We start from the raw sequence: 16,560 nt of genomic DNA, 5'->3' as shown, positions 1-16,560 counted from the left end.
ATTAAATTTTTTTCAAGGGAAAAGATGAAAACAAAGGTAATTGTGATTATAGGCCCTACAGCAGTAGGAAAGACAGCTCTTAGTGTAGAAATTGCAAAACGTTTTAATGGTGAGATTATTAGCGGTGATAGTCAGCAAGTCTATAAAAAACTGGATATAGGAACGGCTAAAATCACTCCAGAAGAGCAAGAGGGGATTCCTCATTATTTGATAGATGTGCGAGAAGTGAGTGAAGCTTATTCAGCTTTTGATTTTGTAAAGGAGGCAGAAACTGCTATTAAAACGATTGTAGCAAAAGGGAAAATACCTATCATTGTGGGAGGAACAGGACTTTATATTCAAAGTCTACTGGAAGGTTATCATTTGGGTGGTTCAGCTTCTCGTGAGGATATTTTAGCCTATCGATCAGAGTTAGATACTTTAACAGATGAGGAATTGTTTAGCACAATAGCAAAGCTAGGATTGACTATTCCCCAGATTAACCGTAGGAGAGCTATGCGAACATTAGAAATTGCTCATTTGGGGAAGGACCTTGAAAACAAACAGTCTGATTATGATGCCCTGCTAATTTGTCTAGATGATGGCCGAGAAGTTCTCTATGAGCGTATCAATCAGCGAGTGGATCTAATGCTGAAGGCTGGGCTTTTAGAAGAGGCAAAGTGGCTTTATGATTATTATCCGCATGTTCAAGCTAGTAAGGGAATTGGCTACAAGGAACTTTTCCCTTACTTTGCTGGGGAGCTGACCTTGGAGGAAGCTACGGATAAAATCAAGCAACATACTCGTCGCTTTGCCAAACGCCAGCTAACTTGGTTTCGCAACCGCATGAATGCAGCCTTTTATCAGGTTTCAAAACCGAAGGACAAAGAGCGGCTGATGCAGGATATAAAGGAATTTATGAATGATTGAAACAGAAAAACAGCAGGAACGAGTCATCCTTATCGGAGTAGAATTGCAGGGAATAGATAATTTCTCCCTGTCTATGGAAGAATTAGCCAGTCTAGCCAGAACTGCTGGTGCTCAAGTGGTGTCTTCTTACATTCAGAAACGAGAAAAGTATGATAGCAAGACTTTTATTGGTGCTGGAAAATTAGAAGAAATAAAACACATGGTAGAGGCAGATGAGATCTCCACCGTAATTGTCAATAATCGTTTGACACCTCGTCAGAATATCAATTTGGAAGAGATTCTAGGGGTCAAGGTTATTGATCGTATGCAGTTAATTTTGGATATTTTTGCTATGCGGGCTAGGAGTCATGAAGGGAAGCTTCAAGTGCATTTGGCTCAGCTCAAGTACTTATTGCCGCGACTGGTTGGACAGGGTATTATGCTTAGCCGTCAGGCTGGGGGAATTGGTTCTCGTGGCCCCGGTGAAAGTCAGTTAGAACTCAATCGTCGTAGTGTTCGTAATCAGATTCATGATATTGAGCGACAACTCAAAATTGTAGAAAAAAATCGAGCAACTGTGCGGGAAAAACGTTTGGATTCTAGTGTTTTTAAAATCGGTCTGATTGGTTATACTAATGCTGGGAAGTCCACTATTATGAATGCCTTGACGAACAAGAATCAATATGAGGCAGACGAGCTTTTTGCCACTTTAGATGCGACAACTAAAGGTGCTAATCTGACGGGGAGGCTGAATGTAACATTGACGGATACGGTTGGTTTTATTCAGGATTTGCCGACTGAGTTAATATCTAGCTTCAAATCGACCTTAGAAGAGAGCAAAAATGTGGATCTTTTGGTTCATGTGATTGATGCCAGTGATCCGAATCACGAGGAACATGAAAAAACGGTCTTGGCAATTATGAAAGACTTGGATATGCTAGATATTCCTCGCTTGACCCTTTATAATAAAGCTGACAAAGCAGGAAATTTTCTTCCAACTTTAACTCCCTATGTCTTGATTTCGGCAAAGATGGAAAATAGCAGAGCAGTCTTACAAGAAGCTCTGTTGGATAAGATGCGAGAATTATTTGTTCCTTTTTGTATCAAGGTTGGCTCTGGCAAGGCCTATAAGTTGTATGAATTAGAAAGTCTAGCAATTATTGATAAGAGAGAGTATGTGGAAGAAAGTGAAATGATTTCTGGCTATATAGCAGAAAAAAATAAATGGAGACTAGAAGAATTTTATGACTGATTATATCAATTTAGCGCTTAAATACGGTGGCTTTACGAGTTTAGATCGTATTTATCTAGAAAAAATTTTGGATAAGCTGTCCAATTCGCAAAAGTTGACTTTTATCACACCGCCACCTAGTGTAATCAATGCGTATTTTTCTGAACTCTACCAAAAAAAGAGTCCAGAGGCAGCAACGGATTATTTTTTAGAATTGAGTAAGGAATTATTACTTTTTAACAGCTCTCCTAATTTTGAGGAGGAAAAGCCTTTTATCCGACTGAATCTTTCAGGTAAATCTTATGGTTTTTGTTTTGAAAACGAAGATGGAATTGGATTAATTTTTCCAGAAATTCCAGAGGTGATTGAGCCGGATTTACTCTTTGAAATTGCTCAGCTTTTCCCTCATTATCTAGTTTATGAAGATGGAAAAGTTATTCGGATGATACCGGCTGCTCCTGAAGAAATTGTGCAAAAGCAGGTGCTTTCCGCTCTAACTGACTGCTATGAATTGGCGGATGGAAGGATAAAACTGGAAGGCTATAATCAGGAAGAGTTAAGTCAGCTGGCTCAAACCTATTCCGGTCAGCTTTATTATCGTTCTCAGAATCGCTCTGCGATGATTTATATTAAGAAAAAATAGAAAGAAAAAGATGCAACTACAATTTTTAGGTACAGGAGCTGGTCAGCCTTCTAAGGCTCGTAATGTTTCTAGTCTGGTTTTGAAACTATTGGATGAAATCAATGAAATTTGGATGTTTGATTGTGGTGAAGGAACCCAGAATCGCATTTTAGAGACGACGATTCGTCCCAGAAAGATTAGAAAGATTTTTATCACTCATTTGCATGGGGATCATATTTTTGGTCTACCGGGTTTTTTATCCACTCGATCATTTCAAGCTAATGAAGAGCAAACAGATATTGAAATATATGGACCGGTCGGTATTAAAAGTTTTGTCATGACGAGTCTTCGTGTGTCGGGGTCGCGCCTGCCTTATCGGATTCATTTTCACGAATTTGACGAAAAACACTTAGGGAAAATTTTAGAAACCGATAAATTTACAGTTTATGCAGAGAAACTAGACCATAGCATTTTTTGTGTGGGTTATCGCATTATGCAGAAAGATTTGGAAGGTACGTTGGATGCTGAGAGGCTGAAAGCTGCTGGTCTTCCTTTTGGCCCTCTTTTTGGTAAGGTAAAAAACGGGGAAGATGTAGTGCTAGCAGACGGAACGAAAATTATAGCAGCAGATTATATTTCAGCTCCGAGACCCGGTAAGGTTATCACTATTCTGGGTGATACACGTAAAACGCATGCTAGTGTAAGACTTGCTATCAATGCAGACGTCCTGGTACATGAGTCCACTTATGGCAAAGGAGATGAGAAAATTGCTCGCAATCACGGTCACTCTACCAATCTACAAGCAGCAGAAGTCGCTAAAGAGGCTGGTGTTAAGCGTCTCCTGCTCAACCATATCAGCGCGCGTTTTCTATCAAAGGATATTGGTCAAATGCGTAGCGATGCCAGTTCTGTTTTTGAAAATGTCCACTTAGTCAAGGATTTAGAGGAAGTAGAGATATAAATCTAAATAGAAGAGCAAAATGAAAGGAACGCATGAAAATACTATTTGTAAGACATGGGAAAGATTCTGCTCAACATAGAGGTGGCTGGAGTCAGCTTGATCTTCTTCCTGAGGGAAAAAGGGAAGCAGAAGAGTTGGTGGATTACTTAGTCCGATACAAAGAAGCCTATCACCTTACGAAAATTATTACGAGTGATTTAAAAAGAGCCGAGACTACAGCGGAGATTTTGGCAAGAAAACTTCAGTTGCCAGTAGAAAAAGAAAGTACCTTACGAGAAACGAATAATGGTGATTTAGCAGGAATATTAAATAGCGAGGCTGATCAAAAATTTCCTCATCTTTATTTTAGAAGTCTTGCAATGGACGAGCATTATCCAAATGGAGAAAGCCCGATAGAATTTTATCAACGGATAAAAACATGGTTTCAATTGTTTTTGCAAGAGAATAACGACTCAGATGAGACACAAATTGTGGTTACACATGGTGGAGTGATAAACATTATCTATCATTTGGTGAACAAGAGAGAGTGGACAAATAAGAGTCGGCTTTTTCTTGTGAAACATTGCAGCATTAGTTTATTGAATACAGAAACGCTTGTTTTTGAGATTGAAAACCAAACGGATTTTTTGAAAGAAAAGTAAGGAGAACACATGCGAACAATCGTTATCACAGGAGCCAGTGGCGGTGTGGCTCAGGAAATGGTGAAGCTGTTGCCAAATGATCAGCTGATTTTAGTAGGACGCAGTCGGGAAAAATTAGTAAAGCTTTATTCAAATCATGCACATTGCGAATTCGTTGAGTTAGATATTACGAATGACCAATCTTTAGAAACCTTTACTAAAGAACTATACAGTAAGTATGCACAGGTAGATGTTCTCGTTAACAATGCTGGTTATGGGATTTTTGAAGAATTTGACAAGATTAGCAACGAGGACATTCATGCCATGTTTGAAGTTAATACCTTTGCTCTTATGAATCTATCTCGTCTCTTTGGGGAGAGAATGAAGCAAGTGGGACGTGGGCATATTGTCAATATTGTTAGTACAGCTGGGTTGATTGCTAGTGCTAAATCTAGTCTCTACTCAGCTACTAAATTTGCTGGAATTGGTTTTTCAAATGCTTTGCGTTTAGAGTTGATGCCTTACAATGTCTATGTGACGACGGTTAATCCAGGACCGATTAAGACGGCTTTCTTTGACAAAGCTGACCCCGATGGTAGTTATGTTAAGGCGGTTGATAAATACATTTTGGAAGCAGATACTGTTGCTAAGCAAATTGTGGACAATTTTGGAAAAAAGAAGCGGGAGCTGACGATGCCTTTCGCTCTGAAAGCAGCCCACAAACTTTACACGCTTTTTCCAAATGTTGGTGACAAACTAGCTAGTAAAATGTTCAATTATAAGTAGGAGAAATTTATGGATGTGACAGCTTACAAGGCATTTTTAAACCAACCATGGGGCAAGCTTTATTATGATATTCTCTTTGCTCAGCTAACTCATATAAAAAATAAGGAAGTACTAGATTTCGGTAGTGGTTTTGGCTTGGTAGCGGATTTTTTAGCACAAAACAATCAGGTGACAGCCATAGAGCCAAATGGTGAAATGATTGCAGAACGGAAGAGGAATTTTCATTATCATCAACTACAAGGTAGTCTGGAATTGTTGAAGGGAATTCCAAGTGCTCGTTTTGACCTTATCATTTGCCACAATGTTCTGGAGTATGTGGATACTCCAGCTCTTTATCTAGCTGAATTTAGCAGATTGTTGAAAAAAGGCGGACAAATTTCGCTCGTTAAGCACAATGAAGTGGGGCGAATTATGCAGACAGTAGTGTTTGCAAATGATATGAATTTAGCATTAGATTTATTATCAGGGCAGTCTTATCAATCGCATACAATGGGACAAGCAACCTATTATGATTTAGCAGACTTATTACAAAAGGTCACGTCTGAATTGACTGTTCAGAATTATCAAGGAATTCGAATTTTTTATGGCTTGCAAGACAATGCAGTTAAAACAGCAGTCACTTGGCAGGAAAAGATGTTGAAGATAGAGCTTGCAGTTTGCCAACAGTCTCCTTATCGTGATATTGCTGCTTTTCAACATATTTGGCTGCAAAAAGGATTCAAGAATGATTCATTATGTTGAAAATAAACAAATAACTGTTGAGGAATTGCTTCTGCTTTATCAATCTGTTGGTTGGAGTAACTATACGGATTATCCAGAGCGACTAGAGCAGGTCTTTCAAAATTCTCTTTACACTGTGGCAGCGTATGACAATGACTGTCTTGTCGGTCTTCTTAGAGCAGTAGGAGATGGAGCTTCTGTTCTTTTTATCCAAGACCTACTGGTTCTACCAAATTATCAGAGACAAGGCATCGGACGTAAACTCTTACAGACTACTTTGGAAGAATGGTCAGATGTTTATCAGATGGAGTTAGTGATAGATCAATCTGATAAGACGCTATCTCTTTATCAATGCCTTGGATTTCGAAAACTGTCTGATTCGAATTGTACAGGTTTGATTTATGTAGGATAACCTAAGATGCTATATGTATAAAATTAGAAGTTCAGACTAGTGAAAGCTAGTCTTTTCGTGTTATAATAAAAGTTATATTGTAAAAGAAAGATGATTTCATGATTACATCAAAATATGATTGGCAAATTGCTACAAATTTTTCAGATGAGGACTTTATTAAAAAAGCTAAAAAACTGGGCTTGGAGACTTCGGTAGCTAATCTAGTCTACCAGAGAGGTATCCAGACAGAAGAAGCATTGCGAGACTTTCTAGAGCCTAGTTTGGACCAGCTGTATGATCCTTATGAATTGCATGATATGGATAAGGCAGTGACGCGCATTCGTCAAGCGATTGAAAATGATGAACAAATCTTGATTTATGGAGATTACGATGCGGATGGAATGACTTCAGCTTCCATTGTTAAAGAAGCGTTAGAGCAACTTGGAGCAGAGTGTCAGGTCTATCTGCCCAATCGATTTACAGATGGTTATGGTCCTAACGCGAGCGTTTATAAGTATTTTATTGATAATCAGGGTATTTCCCTCTTCATTACAGTGGATAATGGAGTTGCAGGATTGGAAGCTATTGAGCTAGCTCAGTCTATGGGAGTGGATGTGATTGTGACGGATCACCACTCTATGCCGGAAATACTTCCTGATGCTTATGCAATTGTTCACCCGGAACATCCAGAAGCTGATTATCCTTTTAAGCACTTAGCTGGCTGCGGCGTGGCTTTTAAGCTAGCAACTGCCCTTTTAGAGGAAGTTCAAGTAGAGTTGCTGGATTTAGTAGCTATTGGGACTATTGCAGATATGGTCAGCTTGACAGGGGAAAATCGGATTTTGGTCAAATATGGCTTGTCTGTTTTGAAAAACACCCAGCGCATCGGTTTGCAGGAACTTTTCAAAATAGCAGATATACAGTCTGACGAGCTGAACGAAGAAACAGTCGGTTTTCAAATAGCCCCTAGACTCAATGCTCTAGGTCGATTGGATGATCCCAATCCTGCTATTGAACTTCTGACCGGCTTTGATGAAGAAGAAGCGCGTGACATTGCCCTGATGATTAATCAGAAAAATGACGAACGCAAGGAGATGGTGCAGCATATCTATGATGAAGCTAAGTTTATGATTGATCCTAAGAAGCCTGTTCAGGTTCTAGCTGGCAAGGGTTGGAATCCAGGTGTTTTGGGAATTGTAGCAGGGCGACTTTTAGAAGAGTTACATCAGCCGATCATTGTGCTGAATATTGAAAATGGTTTAGCCAAAGGTAGTGCTCGCAGCATTGAAGCAGTTGATATTTTTGAAGCTCTAGATCCTCACCGAGAGTTATTTGTAGCTTTTGGTGGGCATGCAGGGGCAGCTGGCATGACCCTTGAAGTCAGTCGATTAGAAGAACTCAGTCAGGTTTTGGAGGCTTATATTGAAGATAATCAAGTTGATTTGTCAACTAAGAATGAACTCTTTTTGGATGAAGAATTAGCTTTGCCAGATCTGACATTAGAGACCCTCAAAAACTTTGAAAAGTTAGCTCCTTTCGGCATGGACAATAAAAAGCCTATTTTCTATTTGAAAGATTTTAATGTTGAAAATGTCCGCACTATGGGGATGGGGAATGCGCACCTTAAGCTGAAAATTTCTCAGGCTAGCGCAGTTCTTGAAGTAGTGGCTTTTGGTCTAGGTGAGCTTGCGACAGAATTTTCCCAAACTAAAAACTTAGAGCTAGCAGTCACTCTGTCGGTCAACAAATGGAATGGTCAGACTAGTCTGCAACTTATGTTGGTAGACGCTCGAGTCAACGGAATTCAGCTCTTTAATATTCGAGGTAAAAATGCTCGGTTGCCTGAAAATGTTCCTGTTTTACGTTTTTCAGGAGAAATTCCTGATTTGAAAAAGAGCAGAGCAGTTGTAGTGTATGACTTACCTGAGCACCTAAATCAGCTCAAAGCAATTATTCAACAGGGCAATTTTGAAGCAATCTACTTTAAAAATGAGATTGTTCAGCCCTATTATTTGACAGGTTTCGGAACAAGAGAGCAGTTTGCTAAACTCTATAAAACGATTTATCAGTTTCCAGAGTTTGATATACGCTACAAATTGAAAGAACTAGCTGCTTATCTCAAAATTGATCCCATCCTACTCATTAAGATGATTCAAATTTTTGAAGAGCTAGGCTTTGTGACGATTCAAGATGGGGTTATGCAGGTAAATAAAAACGCAGAAAAAAAAGCTATTGAGAGTAGCCATATTTATCAAGAACTCAAAAAAATGGTCAAGGAGCAGGAGCTGATGGCTCTAGGAACTGTTCAAGAAATTTATGATTATCTGATGGAAAAAGATGAATGTTCAAACTAGAAGTTAGATGAACCATTTATTTTGAGGAGTTAGCCTTTGTAGTCAAGCTATGAAATGGGCTATGAAGCTTTGAGTAATGAAAAAGTCATGAGTAAGATGAACTCATGACTTTATTTTTTGTGAGTATTGCTATTAGATGGTATTATCTACTGTAAATTTACTTTATGTTTGAGGATATAATAAGTTCCAGCATAGTAAATCAGACCTAAAAGAAGAGATACGACTATCTCACCAAAACTACCTAAAGTATTAAGTGATGGGAAAGCCGAAACGCTCAAATTAGCGACGATAAGCAGAGAAAAATGAATTCCAAAATAAGTTAGAAAGGCTATTGCAGTGCGGTGATCTTGGAAGAGTTGACCGATAGAGATAGAAAGATAAATCAATAGGATATTTGGGATAAGGACTACAAGATAGTATCCAAATGATTTCAAGGCTTCACCAGTCATTTCCCAAAAGTGTTTACCAAGTAATCGAACAACTGTTTCAATTTCAGATTGTGTATGAAAAGCAGTTCCCACAATAAGGGCAATGATGAAAAAACTAAGAAATAATGCAATGGTACTAAGAATCGTCCATATAATAGCGCCAAGTAATTTTGAAAGGATAATTTGGTGTTCATTAACTGGTAAGGTGAGCGTTAGGTATCCTTCTCTTTCATAAACACTATTTTTAAAACGACGAATAATCAGAAAGAGTGTTGAAATTGCAAGTGCCACAAGGAGACCTGAGAAAATCAGCATTGTAAAACCGAAGAAAGTACTTGTTATACTCCCTGCTTCATTAGTAGAAGACTGCAAACGGTCGAAAAAGTTCCTTCCGTTTGCAAAATGTCTTAGCCAAAGTCCAATACTAATAGATAGAAAGAGTACGATTCCATATAATCCTAAATACCACTTATTTACATTTTTAAATTCATATTTTAATAAATTCCAAAACATAGTTAATCTCCTTCATTTATCTTAAGCTTTAAATTCTTGTCGGAAGAGTTGGTCAATGGATCCACCAGACTCATAACGAATATCATCTACATTGCCTTGCCGAACGACCTTGCCATTATCAATAAAGATAATTTCATCTAAGATTGGTTCAATATCTGAAATCAAATGTGTTGAAATGAGAACAGAAGCACTAGGTGAATAATTGTTGATAATCGTCTGTAAAATGTAGTCTCGTGCTGCTGGATCAACTCCTCCAATTGGTTCATCAAGAACATAAAGTTTGGCTTGGCGGCTCATGACCAAAATCAACTGAACTTTTTCTTTGTTTCCTTTGGATAATTTTTTGAATGCTAGATTTTCGTCAATGTGAAGATCTTGTAACAAGGCTTGAGCACGCTCCATCTCAAAATCTGCATAGAAAGATTGAAAGTACTGCAAAGCATCTTTGACTTTCATTTTTTCATTCAGGTAGGTCGTATCTGGTAAATAAGATACGATTTTTTTGGTTTCTGGTGACGGTTGAAGCCCATTGATGAGAACTTTCCCATCATTTGGCTGGAGCAAACCATTGATAAGTTTAATTATAGTTGTCTTTCCAGAGCCATTTGGACCGAGCAAGCCGATAATTTTTCCAGCTTCGATTTCAAAATTGATGTGTTCTAAAGCAGGTGTGCTGCCGTAGGATTTTGAGACATTTTCAAATGCAAGTAAAACCATTTCCTAAACTCCTTTTATATAATCTTCAACAATTGTTGGTAATTCTTCTTTCTGATAACCAAAATGAATCATACCATTTACAAATTTCTCCACTTCCTCCTTAGAAAGTTTTTGTCTGGTTTTTAAAATCAAGTCATGATTATCAGTGACAAAACGTCCTGCTGTGCGTTGAGAATAGACAAAACCATCTTTTTCCAAGTCAGATAAAGCTCGTTGGATAGTATTTGGATTCACACCGGCTTCTGCAGCTAATTCTCTAACGGCAGGTAATTTCTCACCAGCTTGTAGCTGGTTGGAGATGATTTGCAATTTAATCTTATCCATAATCTGTAAATAAATGGGAAGATTGTTATCAAAAGTCCAACTCATGATTTCTCCTTTTTGTATCTTTGTACTAATTAAACAATACAATATTTTTGAAAAAATAGCAAGTTTTTAGAAAAAAATTCTGTATTTTTTCTTCGGCAAGCAAAATAGAAATTTAGTATAATAGAAAAGAGAAGAAACAAAGGAGAATGCCGTGGTTGCTCAATTAGATACGAAAACTGTTTATACATTTATGGATAGTTTGATTTCTATAAAGAAATATGTGAAAACAGCTAAAGCATTAGGATATCAAACTCTAGGGATGATGGATATTGACAATCTCTATGGAGCTTATCATTTCATGGAAATTGCGACTGCGCAAAAAATTCAGCCGATTTTAGGTATAGAAATGACCTTGGATTATGCAGGGGTTCCTCTTAATCTCCGTTTTCTAGCTCTTGATAGTCAAGGGTATCGCAATTTAATGAAACTTTCTACATTAAAAATGATAGGAAAGAGCAAGTGGGAAGAGTTGCAGCATTTATTGGAAGGGATAGCGATTATTGTTCCTGTATTTGATGGAATTCGAGACTTGGATTTGGGAAAAGATTTTTATATAGGTGTATTTCCAGATACTCCTCAACAAGATTTCATGCATAAAACTGTACCCTTGCATACGGTTCGTTACTTTGATACTGGAGATTTAGAAACATTGCAGATGCTACGGGCCATTCGGGAAAACAGTAGTTTGCGAGAAGTTGGACATTTGCCAAGCAATGAGTATTTATTATCGTCTAAGCAGTTTACACAGGCTTTTCAGAAAAATTTTCCAGAGAGTCTGGATAACCTGGAGCAGTTAGTCTCAGGTGTACATTATGAAATTAATACAGAGTTAAAATTACCGCGTTTTAATCCAGAACGACCGGCAGTAGAAGAGCTACGAGAACGAGCTGAGGCTGGATTAAAAGCAAAAAAATTATGGACAGAAGCGTATCAAGAACGCTTGAATCAAGAATTGGCTATCATTCATCAAATGGGTTTCGATGATTATTTTTTGATTGTCTGGGATTTGCTGCGCTTTGGTCGCAGTCAGGGTTATTATATGGGCATGGGTCGTGGATCTGCAGTTGGAAGCCTAGTTGCCTATGCTCTTGAAATTACAGGGATTGATCCTGTTGAGAAAAATCTAATTTTTGAGCGATTTTTAAATCTGGAACGTTATACTATGCCTGATATTGATATTGATATTCCCGATGTCTATCGTCCAGAATTTATCCGCTATGTCCGCGATCGTTACGGGACGATGCATACAGCGCAAATCGTGACCTATTCTACTTTTGGGGCTAAGCAAGCAATTCGTGACGTTTTTAAACGCTACGGGGTGCCAGAATATGAATTGACCAACATTACTCGTAAAATCAGTTTTCGTGATACATTGACTTCAGCTTATGAAAAAAATATGTCTTTTCGTCAGATTATTAACAGTAAACTGGAGTATCAAAAAGCTTTTGAAATTGCGAAAAAAATTGAAGGAAATCCACGTCAGACCTCGATTCATGCAGCAGGTGTGGTGATGAGTGATAATGATCTGACAGAGCACATTCCACTTAAATATGGGGAAGATATGTACATCACGCAATATGATGCACATGGGGTTGAAAGCAATGGCCTGCTCAAAATGGATTTTCTTGGCTTGCGCAACCTGACCTTTGTTCAACGAATGAAAGAAGCAGTTTTGGAGAAGTACGGTGTTGCTATTAACATTGCAAAGATTGATCTGGAGGATACTATAACCTTGCAGCTTTTTGCAGCGGGCAGAACCAAGGGTATTTTTCAATTTGAGCAAGCGGGCGCTATTAACCTTTTGAAGCGTGTTCAGCCTGTGCAATTCGAAGAAATCGTCGCCACTACATCACTCAACCGTCCAGGAGCTAGTGATTACATAGATAATTTTGTGAAAAGAAAGCACGGACAAGAAAAGGTAGAAATGCTGGATTCAAGTTTGGAAGCTATTTTAGCTCCAACTTACGGTATTATGCTGTATCAAGAGCAGGTAATGCAGGTTGCTCAGCGTTTTGCTGGTTTTAGCTTAGGCAAAGCCGATATTTTGCGGAGAGCTATGGGGAAAAAAGATGCTACTGAAATGCATCGAATGGAAGCAGAATTTGTTACAGGAGCACTTGATCTTGGACATTCTGAAATCAAAGCAAAAGAAGTGTTTGCGGTTATGGAAAAGTTTGCAGGTTACGGATTTAATCGCAGCCACGCTTATGCATACTCCGCCCTTGCTTTTCAGTTGGCATATTTCAAAGCGCACTATCCTGATATTTTCTTTGATATTATGCTGAATTATTCAAGCAGTGATTACATCACAGATGCGTTAGAGTTCGACTTTCAAGTCGCTTCTTTAAATATCAATAACATTCCTTATCGAGATAAATTCCAAGACAATCAGATATATTTAGGCTTGAAAAACATTAAAGGATTGCCACGCGATGTTGCTTATTGGATTATTGAAAATCGTCCGTTTTCAAATGTAGAAGACTTCGTTTTGAAATTACCAACACAATATCATAAGGTTCAGTTACTAACCCCCTTAGTACAAATCGGCTTATTTGATGTATTTGAAAAAAATCGTCAAAAAATCCTGCAAAATCTTCCCAATTTGTTTGTCTTTGCAGATGAATTAGGCAGCCTTTTTGCAGATACAAATTATAGTTGGACAGAAGCGGAGAATTATACAGAAGCAGAGAAATTTGAGCTAGAAAAGGAAATTATCGGTGTTGGTTTGAGCGAGCATCCTTTGGTAAAGCTTGCAAAAGCTGCTACTCAATCCTTTACTCCTATTCAAGAGTTAGTTGAAAACACTCATGCGACGATTTTAGTAGAAATTTTGTCTATTCGTGTCATTCGTACCAAAACGGGTGAAAATATGGCGTTCTTACAAGTAAGTGATACTAAAAGAAAAATGGAAGTGACAGTGTTTCCAGATGCCTTTAAACAGTTCGGCAAAGGTTTGCATGAAAAAGGTTTCTATTATCTGACTGGTCGGATTCAGAAACGAGAGAATCGTTTGCAGATGATTTTAAACCATTTGCAGGAAGCTAACACAGAACGTTTTTGGATACAAGTAGAAAATCATGAAAGTGATGCAGAAATATCCGCTATTTTACAGCAATTTCGAGGAGATATTCCAGTCGTTATCCGTTATGAAAATGAAAGAAAGACAGTAGCAATTACGCAATATCGTGTTCAAAAATCAGATAAATTACAAGAAGAATTGAAAAAAATAACCATGAAAACGATTTATCAATAAAAAATTAGGAAAAAAGAAGAATTTTGATTTTGATTGTGGTATAATCAAGGGTGAATGTAAAAAGAAAAAGGAGCACAAACGAATGAAACGTATTGCTGTTTTGACTAGTGGTGGAGACGCCCCTGGTATGAATGCTGCTATCCGTGCAGTTGTTCGTAAAGCAATTTCAGAAGGAATGGAAGTTTACGGTATCTATGACGGTTATGCCGGCATGGTTGCTGGTGAAATTTATCCGCTTGATGCCGCATCAGTTGGAGATATTATTTCACGTGGTGGTACTTTCCTTCACTCAGCTCGTTATCCAGAATTTGCCCAATTAGAAGGACAATTAAAAGGAATTGAGCAACTTAAAAAACATGGTATTGAAGGAGTTGTGGTTATCGGTGGAGACGGTTCTTATCATGGCGCTATGCGATTGACAGAACATGGCTTCCCAGCTGTCGGACTTCCTGGCACGATTGACAATGATATCGTTGGTACAGATTTTACAATCGGTTTTGACACAGCTGTTACAACTGCGATGGATGCCATTGATAAGATTCGCGATACCTCATCTAGTCACCGTCGTACTTTTGTTGTTGAAGTAATGGGACGTAACGCTGGAGACATCGCTCTCTGGGCTGGTATTGCTACAGGTGCCGATGAAATCATCGTTCCTGAAGAAGACTTCAAAATCGAAGATATCGTTGCAAGTATTAAACGTGGCTATGAAGAAGGTAAGAAACATAATATTATTGTTCTTGCAGAGGGTGTTATGTCGGCCGATGAATTTGGTAAGAAGTTGAAAGAAGCTGGTGATGTGAGCGATCTTCGTGTGACGGAACTTGGACATATTCAACGTGGTGGTTCCCCAACTGCTCGTGACCGTGTTCTTGCTTCTCGTATGGGTGCTCATGCCGTTACCCTTCTTAAGAAGGGTATTGGTGGTGTTGCGGTTGGTATTCGTAATGAACAAATGGTTGAAAATCCAATCCTTGGTACAGCAGAAGAGGGTGCTTTATTTAGTTTAACAGAAGACGGTAAGATTATTGTTAATAATCCACATAAAGCTGATCTTGATCTTGCTAAATTAAACCGTAGCATTTCAATGTAATTTTAATTTGTTATTCTGGTCATAAAGACCATTTAAATAAAAAGGAGTTTTCATATATCATGAATAAACGTGTAAAAATCGTTGCAACTTTAGGTCCTGCGGTAGAAATCCGTGGTGGTAAAAGATTTGGTGAAGATGGCTATTGGAGCGAAAAATTAGATGTTGAAGCATCGGCTCAAAATATTGCAAAATTAATCCAAGCTGGTGCAAATACATTCCGTTTCAACTTCTCGCATGGTGATCATGCAGAACAAGGTGATCGTATGGCTACTGTGCACCGTGCAGAAGAAATTGCTGGTCAAAAAGTTGGTTATCTTCTTGATACAAAAGGACCTGAAATTCGTACAGAATTATTTGAAGGTGACGCTAAAGAATACTCTTACAAAACGGGTGAACAAATCCGTGTTGCAACGAAACAAGGTATCAAATCAACTCGCGAAGTTATTGCTTTGAACGTAGCAGGTGCACTTGACATCTTTGATGACGTTGAAGTTGGGAAACAAGTTCTTGTTGATGATGGTAAACTTGGTCTGCGCGTTATTGCAAAAGATCCTGCTACACGTGAATTTGAAGTAGAGGTTGAAAATGATGGAATTATCGCAAAACAAAAAGGTGTGAATATTCCAAATACAAAAATTCCTTTCCCAGCGCTTGCTGAACGCGACAATGATGATATTCGTTTCGGTTTGGAACAAGGAATCAACTTTATCGCTATTTCATTCGTACGTACTGCAAAAGATGTTAATGAAGTTCGTGCAATCTGTGAAGAAACTGGTAATGGACATGTGAAATTGTTCGCTAAAATCGAAAACCAACAAGGTATTGAAAACTTGGATGAAATCCTTGAAGTAGCTGATGGTATCATGATTGCTCGTGGTGACATGGGTATTGAAGTTCCATTTGAAATGGTTCCAGTTTACCAAAAAATGATTATCACAAAAGTCAATGCAGCTGGTAAAATTGCGATTACCGCAACAAACATGCTTGAAACAATGACTGAAAAACCGCGTGCTACTCGTTCAGAAGTATCAGACGTGTTTAACGCTGTTATTGACGGAACAGATGCAACAATGCTTTCAGGTGAATCTGCAAATGGTAAATACCCACTTGAATCTGTAACAACTATGGCTACAATTGATAAAAACGCTCAAACTCTATTGAATGAATATGGACGTTTGTCATCAGTTGACTACGCTCGTAGTTCTAAAACAGAAGTTGTTGCTTCAGCAGTGAAAGATGCTACAAACTCAATGGACATCAAATTGGTCGTAACAATGACTGAATCAGGAAATACGGCTCGTTTGATTTCTAAATATCGTCCAGATGCTGACATCTTGGCAATTACATTTGATGAATTGACACAACGTTCATTGATGTTGAACTGGGGTGTTATTCCAGTAGTAACTGAAAAACCTGCATCTACTGATGATATGTTTGAAGTTGCTGAAAAAGTTGCTCTTGAAAGTGGTCTTGTGGAATCTGGCGACAATATTGTGATTGTAGCTGGTGTTCCGGTCGGAACTGGTGGAACAAACACAATGCGTATCCGTACAGTACGTTAATTTGTATTACTAAAAGAAAAGAAGCTTATCAATCAACGTTTTTCTAGCTTGA

General features: G+C 38.3%; 15 protein-coding genes. 12 read left to right on the top strand and 3 right to left on the bottom strand.

The genetic code is table 11. From position 1 onward, the window contains the following. Nucleotides 1-24 precede the first annotated feature (24 nt). From miaA to recJ, 9 genes are all read left to right on the top strand, one after another. Nucleotides 25-909 carry a tRNA (adenosine(37)-N6)-dimethylallyltransferase MiaA gene (miaA, locus tag HMPREF2542_RS07455; RefSeq protein WP_070484672.1) on the top strand — a complete coding sequence of 295 codons (885 nt, stop codon included), beginning with the start codon at nucleotides 25-27 and terminating at the stop codon, nucleotides 907-909. Continuing rightward, nucleotides 902-2,140 carry a GTPase HflX gene (hflX, locus tag HMPREF2542_RS07450; RefSeq protein ID WP_003069688.1) on the top strand — a complete coding sequence of 413 codons (1,239 nt, stop codon included), beginning with the start codon at nucleotides 902-904 and terminating at the stop codon, nucleotides 2,138-2,140. Before miaA ends, hflX begins: the two co-directional genes overlap by 8 nt. Next, nucleotides 2,133-2,762, top strand: coding sequence for a hypothetical protein (locus HMPREF2542_RS07445; protein WP_058670344.1), 630 nt, complete (start codon nucleotides 2,133-2,135; stop codon nucleotides 2,760-2,762). The genes hflX and HMPREF2542_RS07445 overlap by 8 nt, the downstream gene beginning before the upstream one ends. A gap of 10 nt (nucleotides 2,763-2,772) precedes the next feature. Beyond that, complete coding sequence (gene rnz, locus HMPREF2542_RS07440; RefSeq protein WP_058670345.1) at nucleotides 2,773-3,702, top strand: ribonuclease Z; 930 nt, start codon at nucleotides 2,773-2,775, stop codon at nucleotides 3,700-3,702. Nucleotides 3,703-3,734: 32 nt separating this feature from the next. After that, a complete protein-coding gene (locus tag HMPREF2542_RS07435; RefSeq protein ID WP_058670346.1) occupies nucleotides 3,735-4,343 on the top strand; it encodes a histidine phosphatase family protein in 609 nt (202 codons plus the stop codon). A gap of 9 nt (nucleotides 4,344-4,352) precedes the next feature. Continuing rightward, nucleotides 4,353-5,108 (top strand): SDR family NAD(P)-dependent oxidoreductase, encoded by a 756-nt coding sequence (locus HMPREF2542_RS07430; RefSeq protein WP_058670347.1) that lies wholly within the window; start codon nucleotides 4,353-4,355, stop codon nucleotides 5,106-5,108. 9 nt (nucleotides 5,109-5,117) lie between these two features. Continuing rightward, the gene (locus HMPREF2542_RS07425) at nucleotides 5,118-5,849 is read left to right on the top strand and encodes a class I SAM-dependent methyltransferase (RefSeq protein WP_058670348.1); all 732 of its coding nucleotides are present in this window, start codon (nucleotides 5,118-5,120) and stop codon (nucleotides 5,847-5,849) included. Next, nucleotides 5,833-6,240 carry a GNAT family N-acetyltransferase gene (locus HMPREF2542_RS07420; protein WP_058670349.1) on the top strand — a complete coding sequence of 136 codons (408 nt, stop codon included), beginning with the start codon at nucleotides 5,833-5,835 and terminating at the stop codon, nucleotides 6,238-6,240. Before HMPREF2542_RS07425 ends, HMPREF2542_RS07420 begins: the two co-directional genes overlap by 17 nt. Nucleotides 6,241-6,338: 98 nt before the next feature. Then, nucleotides 6,339-8,573, top strand: coding sequence for a single-stranded-DNA-specific exonuclease RecJ (recJ, locus tag HMPREF2542_RS07415; protein ID WP_070484670.1), 2,235 nt, complete (start codon nucleotides 6,339-6,341; stop codon nucleotides 8,571-8,573). A 146-nt stretch (nucleotides 8,574-8,719) separates the two neighbouring features. On the opposite strand, the gene HMPREF2542_RS07410 is transcribed toward recJ, so the two are convergent. The 3 genes from HMPREF2542_RS07410 to HMPREF2542_RS07400 are packed head-to-tail and all read right to left on the bottom strand — an operon-like array spanning nucleotide 8,720 to nucleotide 10,600. Continuing rightward, entirely contained in the window at nucleotides 8,720-9,514 is a 795-nt protein-coding gene (locus HMPREF2542_RS07410; RefSeq protein WP_058670351.1) for an ABC-2 transporter permease, read from the bottom strand. Nucleotides 9,515-9,535: 21 nt separating this feature from the next. Further along, complete coding sequence (locus HMPREF2542_RS07405) at nucleotides 9,536-10,231, bottom strand: ABC transporter ATP-binding protein (RefSeq protein WP_003069677.1); 696 nt, start codon at nucleotides 10,229-10,231, stop codon at nucleotides 9,536-9,538. Nucleotides 10,232-10,234: 3 nt separating this feature from the next. Continuing rightward, nucleotides 10,235-10,600: a GntR family transcriptional regulator gene (locus HMPREF2542_RS07400; protein WP_003069676.1), complete on the bottom strand. Its 366-nt coding sequence runs from the start codon at nucleotides 10,598-10,600 to the stop codon at nucleotides 10,235-10,237. Between the two features lie 151 nt (nucleotides 10,601-10,751). On the opposite strand from HMPREF2542_RS07400, the gene HMPREF2542_RS07395 reads away from it, so the two are divergent. The 3 genes from HMPREF2542_RS07395 (at nucleotide 10,752) to pyk (ending at nucleotide 16,508) form a co-directional block, all read left to right on the top strand. Then, nucleotides 10,752-13,853: a DNA polymerase III subunit alpha gene (locus HMPREF2542_RS07395; RefSeq protein WP_058670352.1), complete on the top strand. Its 3,102-nt coding sequence runs from the start codon at nucleotides 10,752-10,754 to the stop codon at nucleotides 13,851-13,853. Between the two features lie 82 nt (nucleotides 13,854-13,935). After that, nucleotides 13,936-14,946, top strand: a complete 1,011-nt coding sequence (gene pfkA, locus HMPREF2542_RS07390) for a 6-phosphofructokinase (protein WP_003069674.1) — start codon at nucleotides 13,936-13,938, stop codon at nucleotides 14,944-14,946. A 59-nt stretch (nucleotides 14,947-15,005) separates the two neighbouring features. Further along, a complete protein-coding gene (gene pyk, locus HMPREF2542_RS07385) occupies nucleotides 15,006-16,508 on the top strand; it encodes a pyruvate kinase (RefSeq protein WP_003069673.1) in 1,503 nt (500 codons plus the stop codon). The last annotated feature ends 52 nt before the right edge of the window (nucleotides 16,509-16,560 follow it).

The organism is Streptococcus sp. HMSC034B05 (assembly GCF_001809055.1).
In the GTDB taxonomy this organism is placed as follows: Bacteria; Bacillota; Bacilli; order Lactobacillales; family Streptococcaceae; genus Streptococcus; species Streptococcus constellatus.
This window is presented reverse-complemented; position numbering and strand designations above follow the sequence as displayed.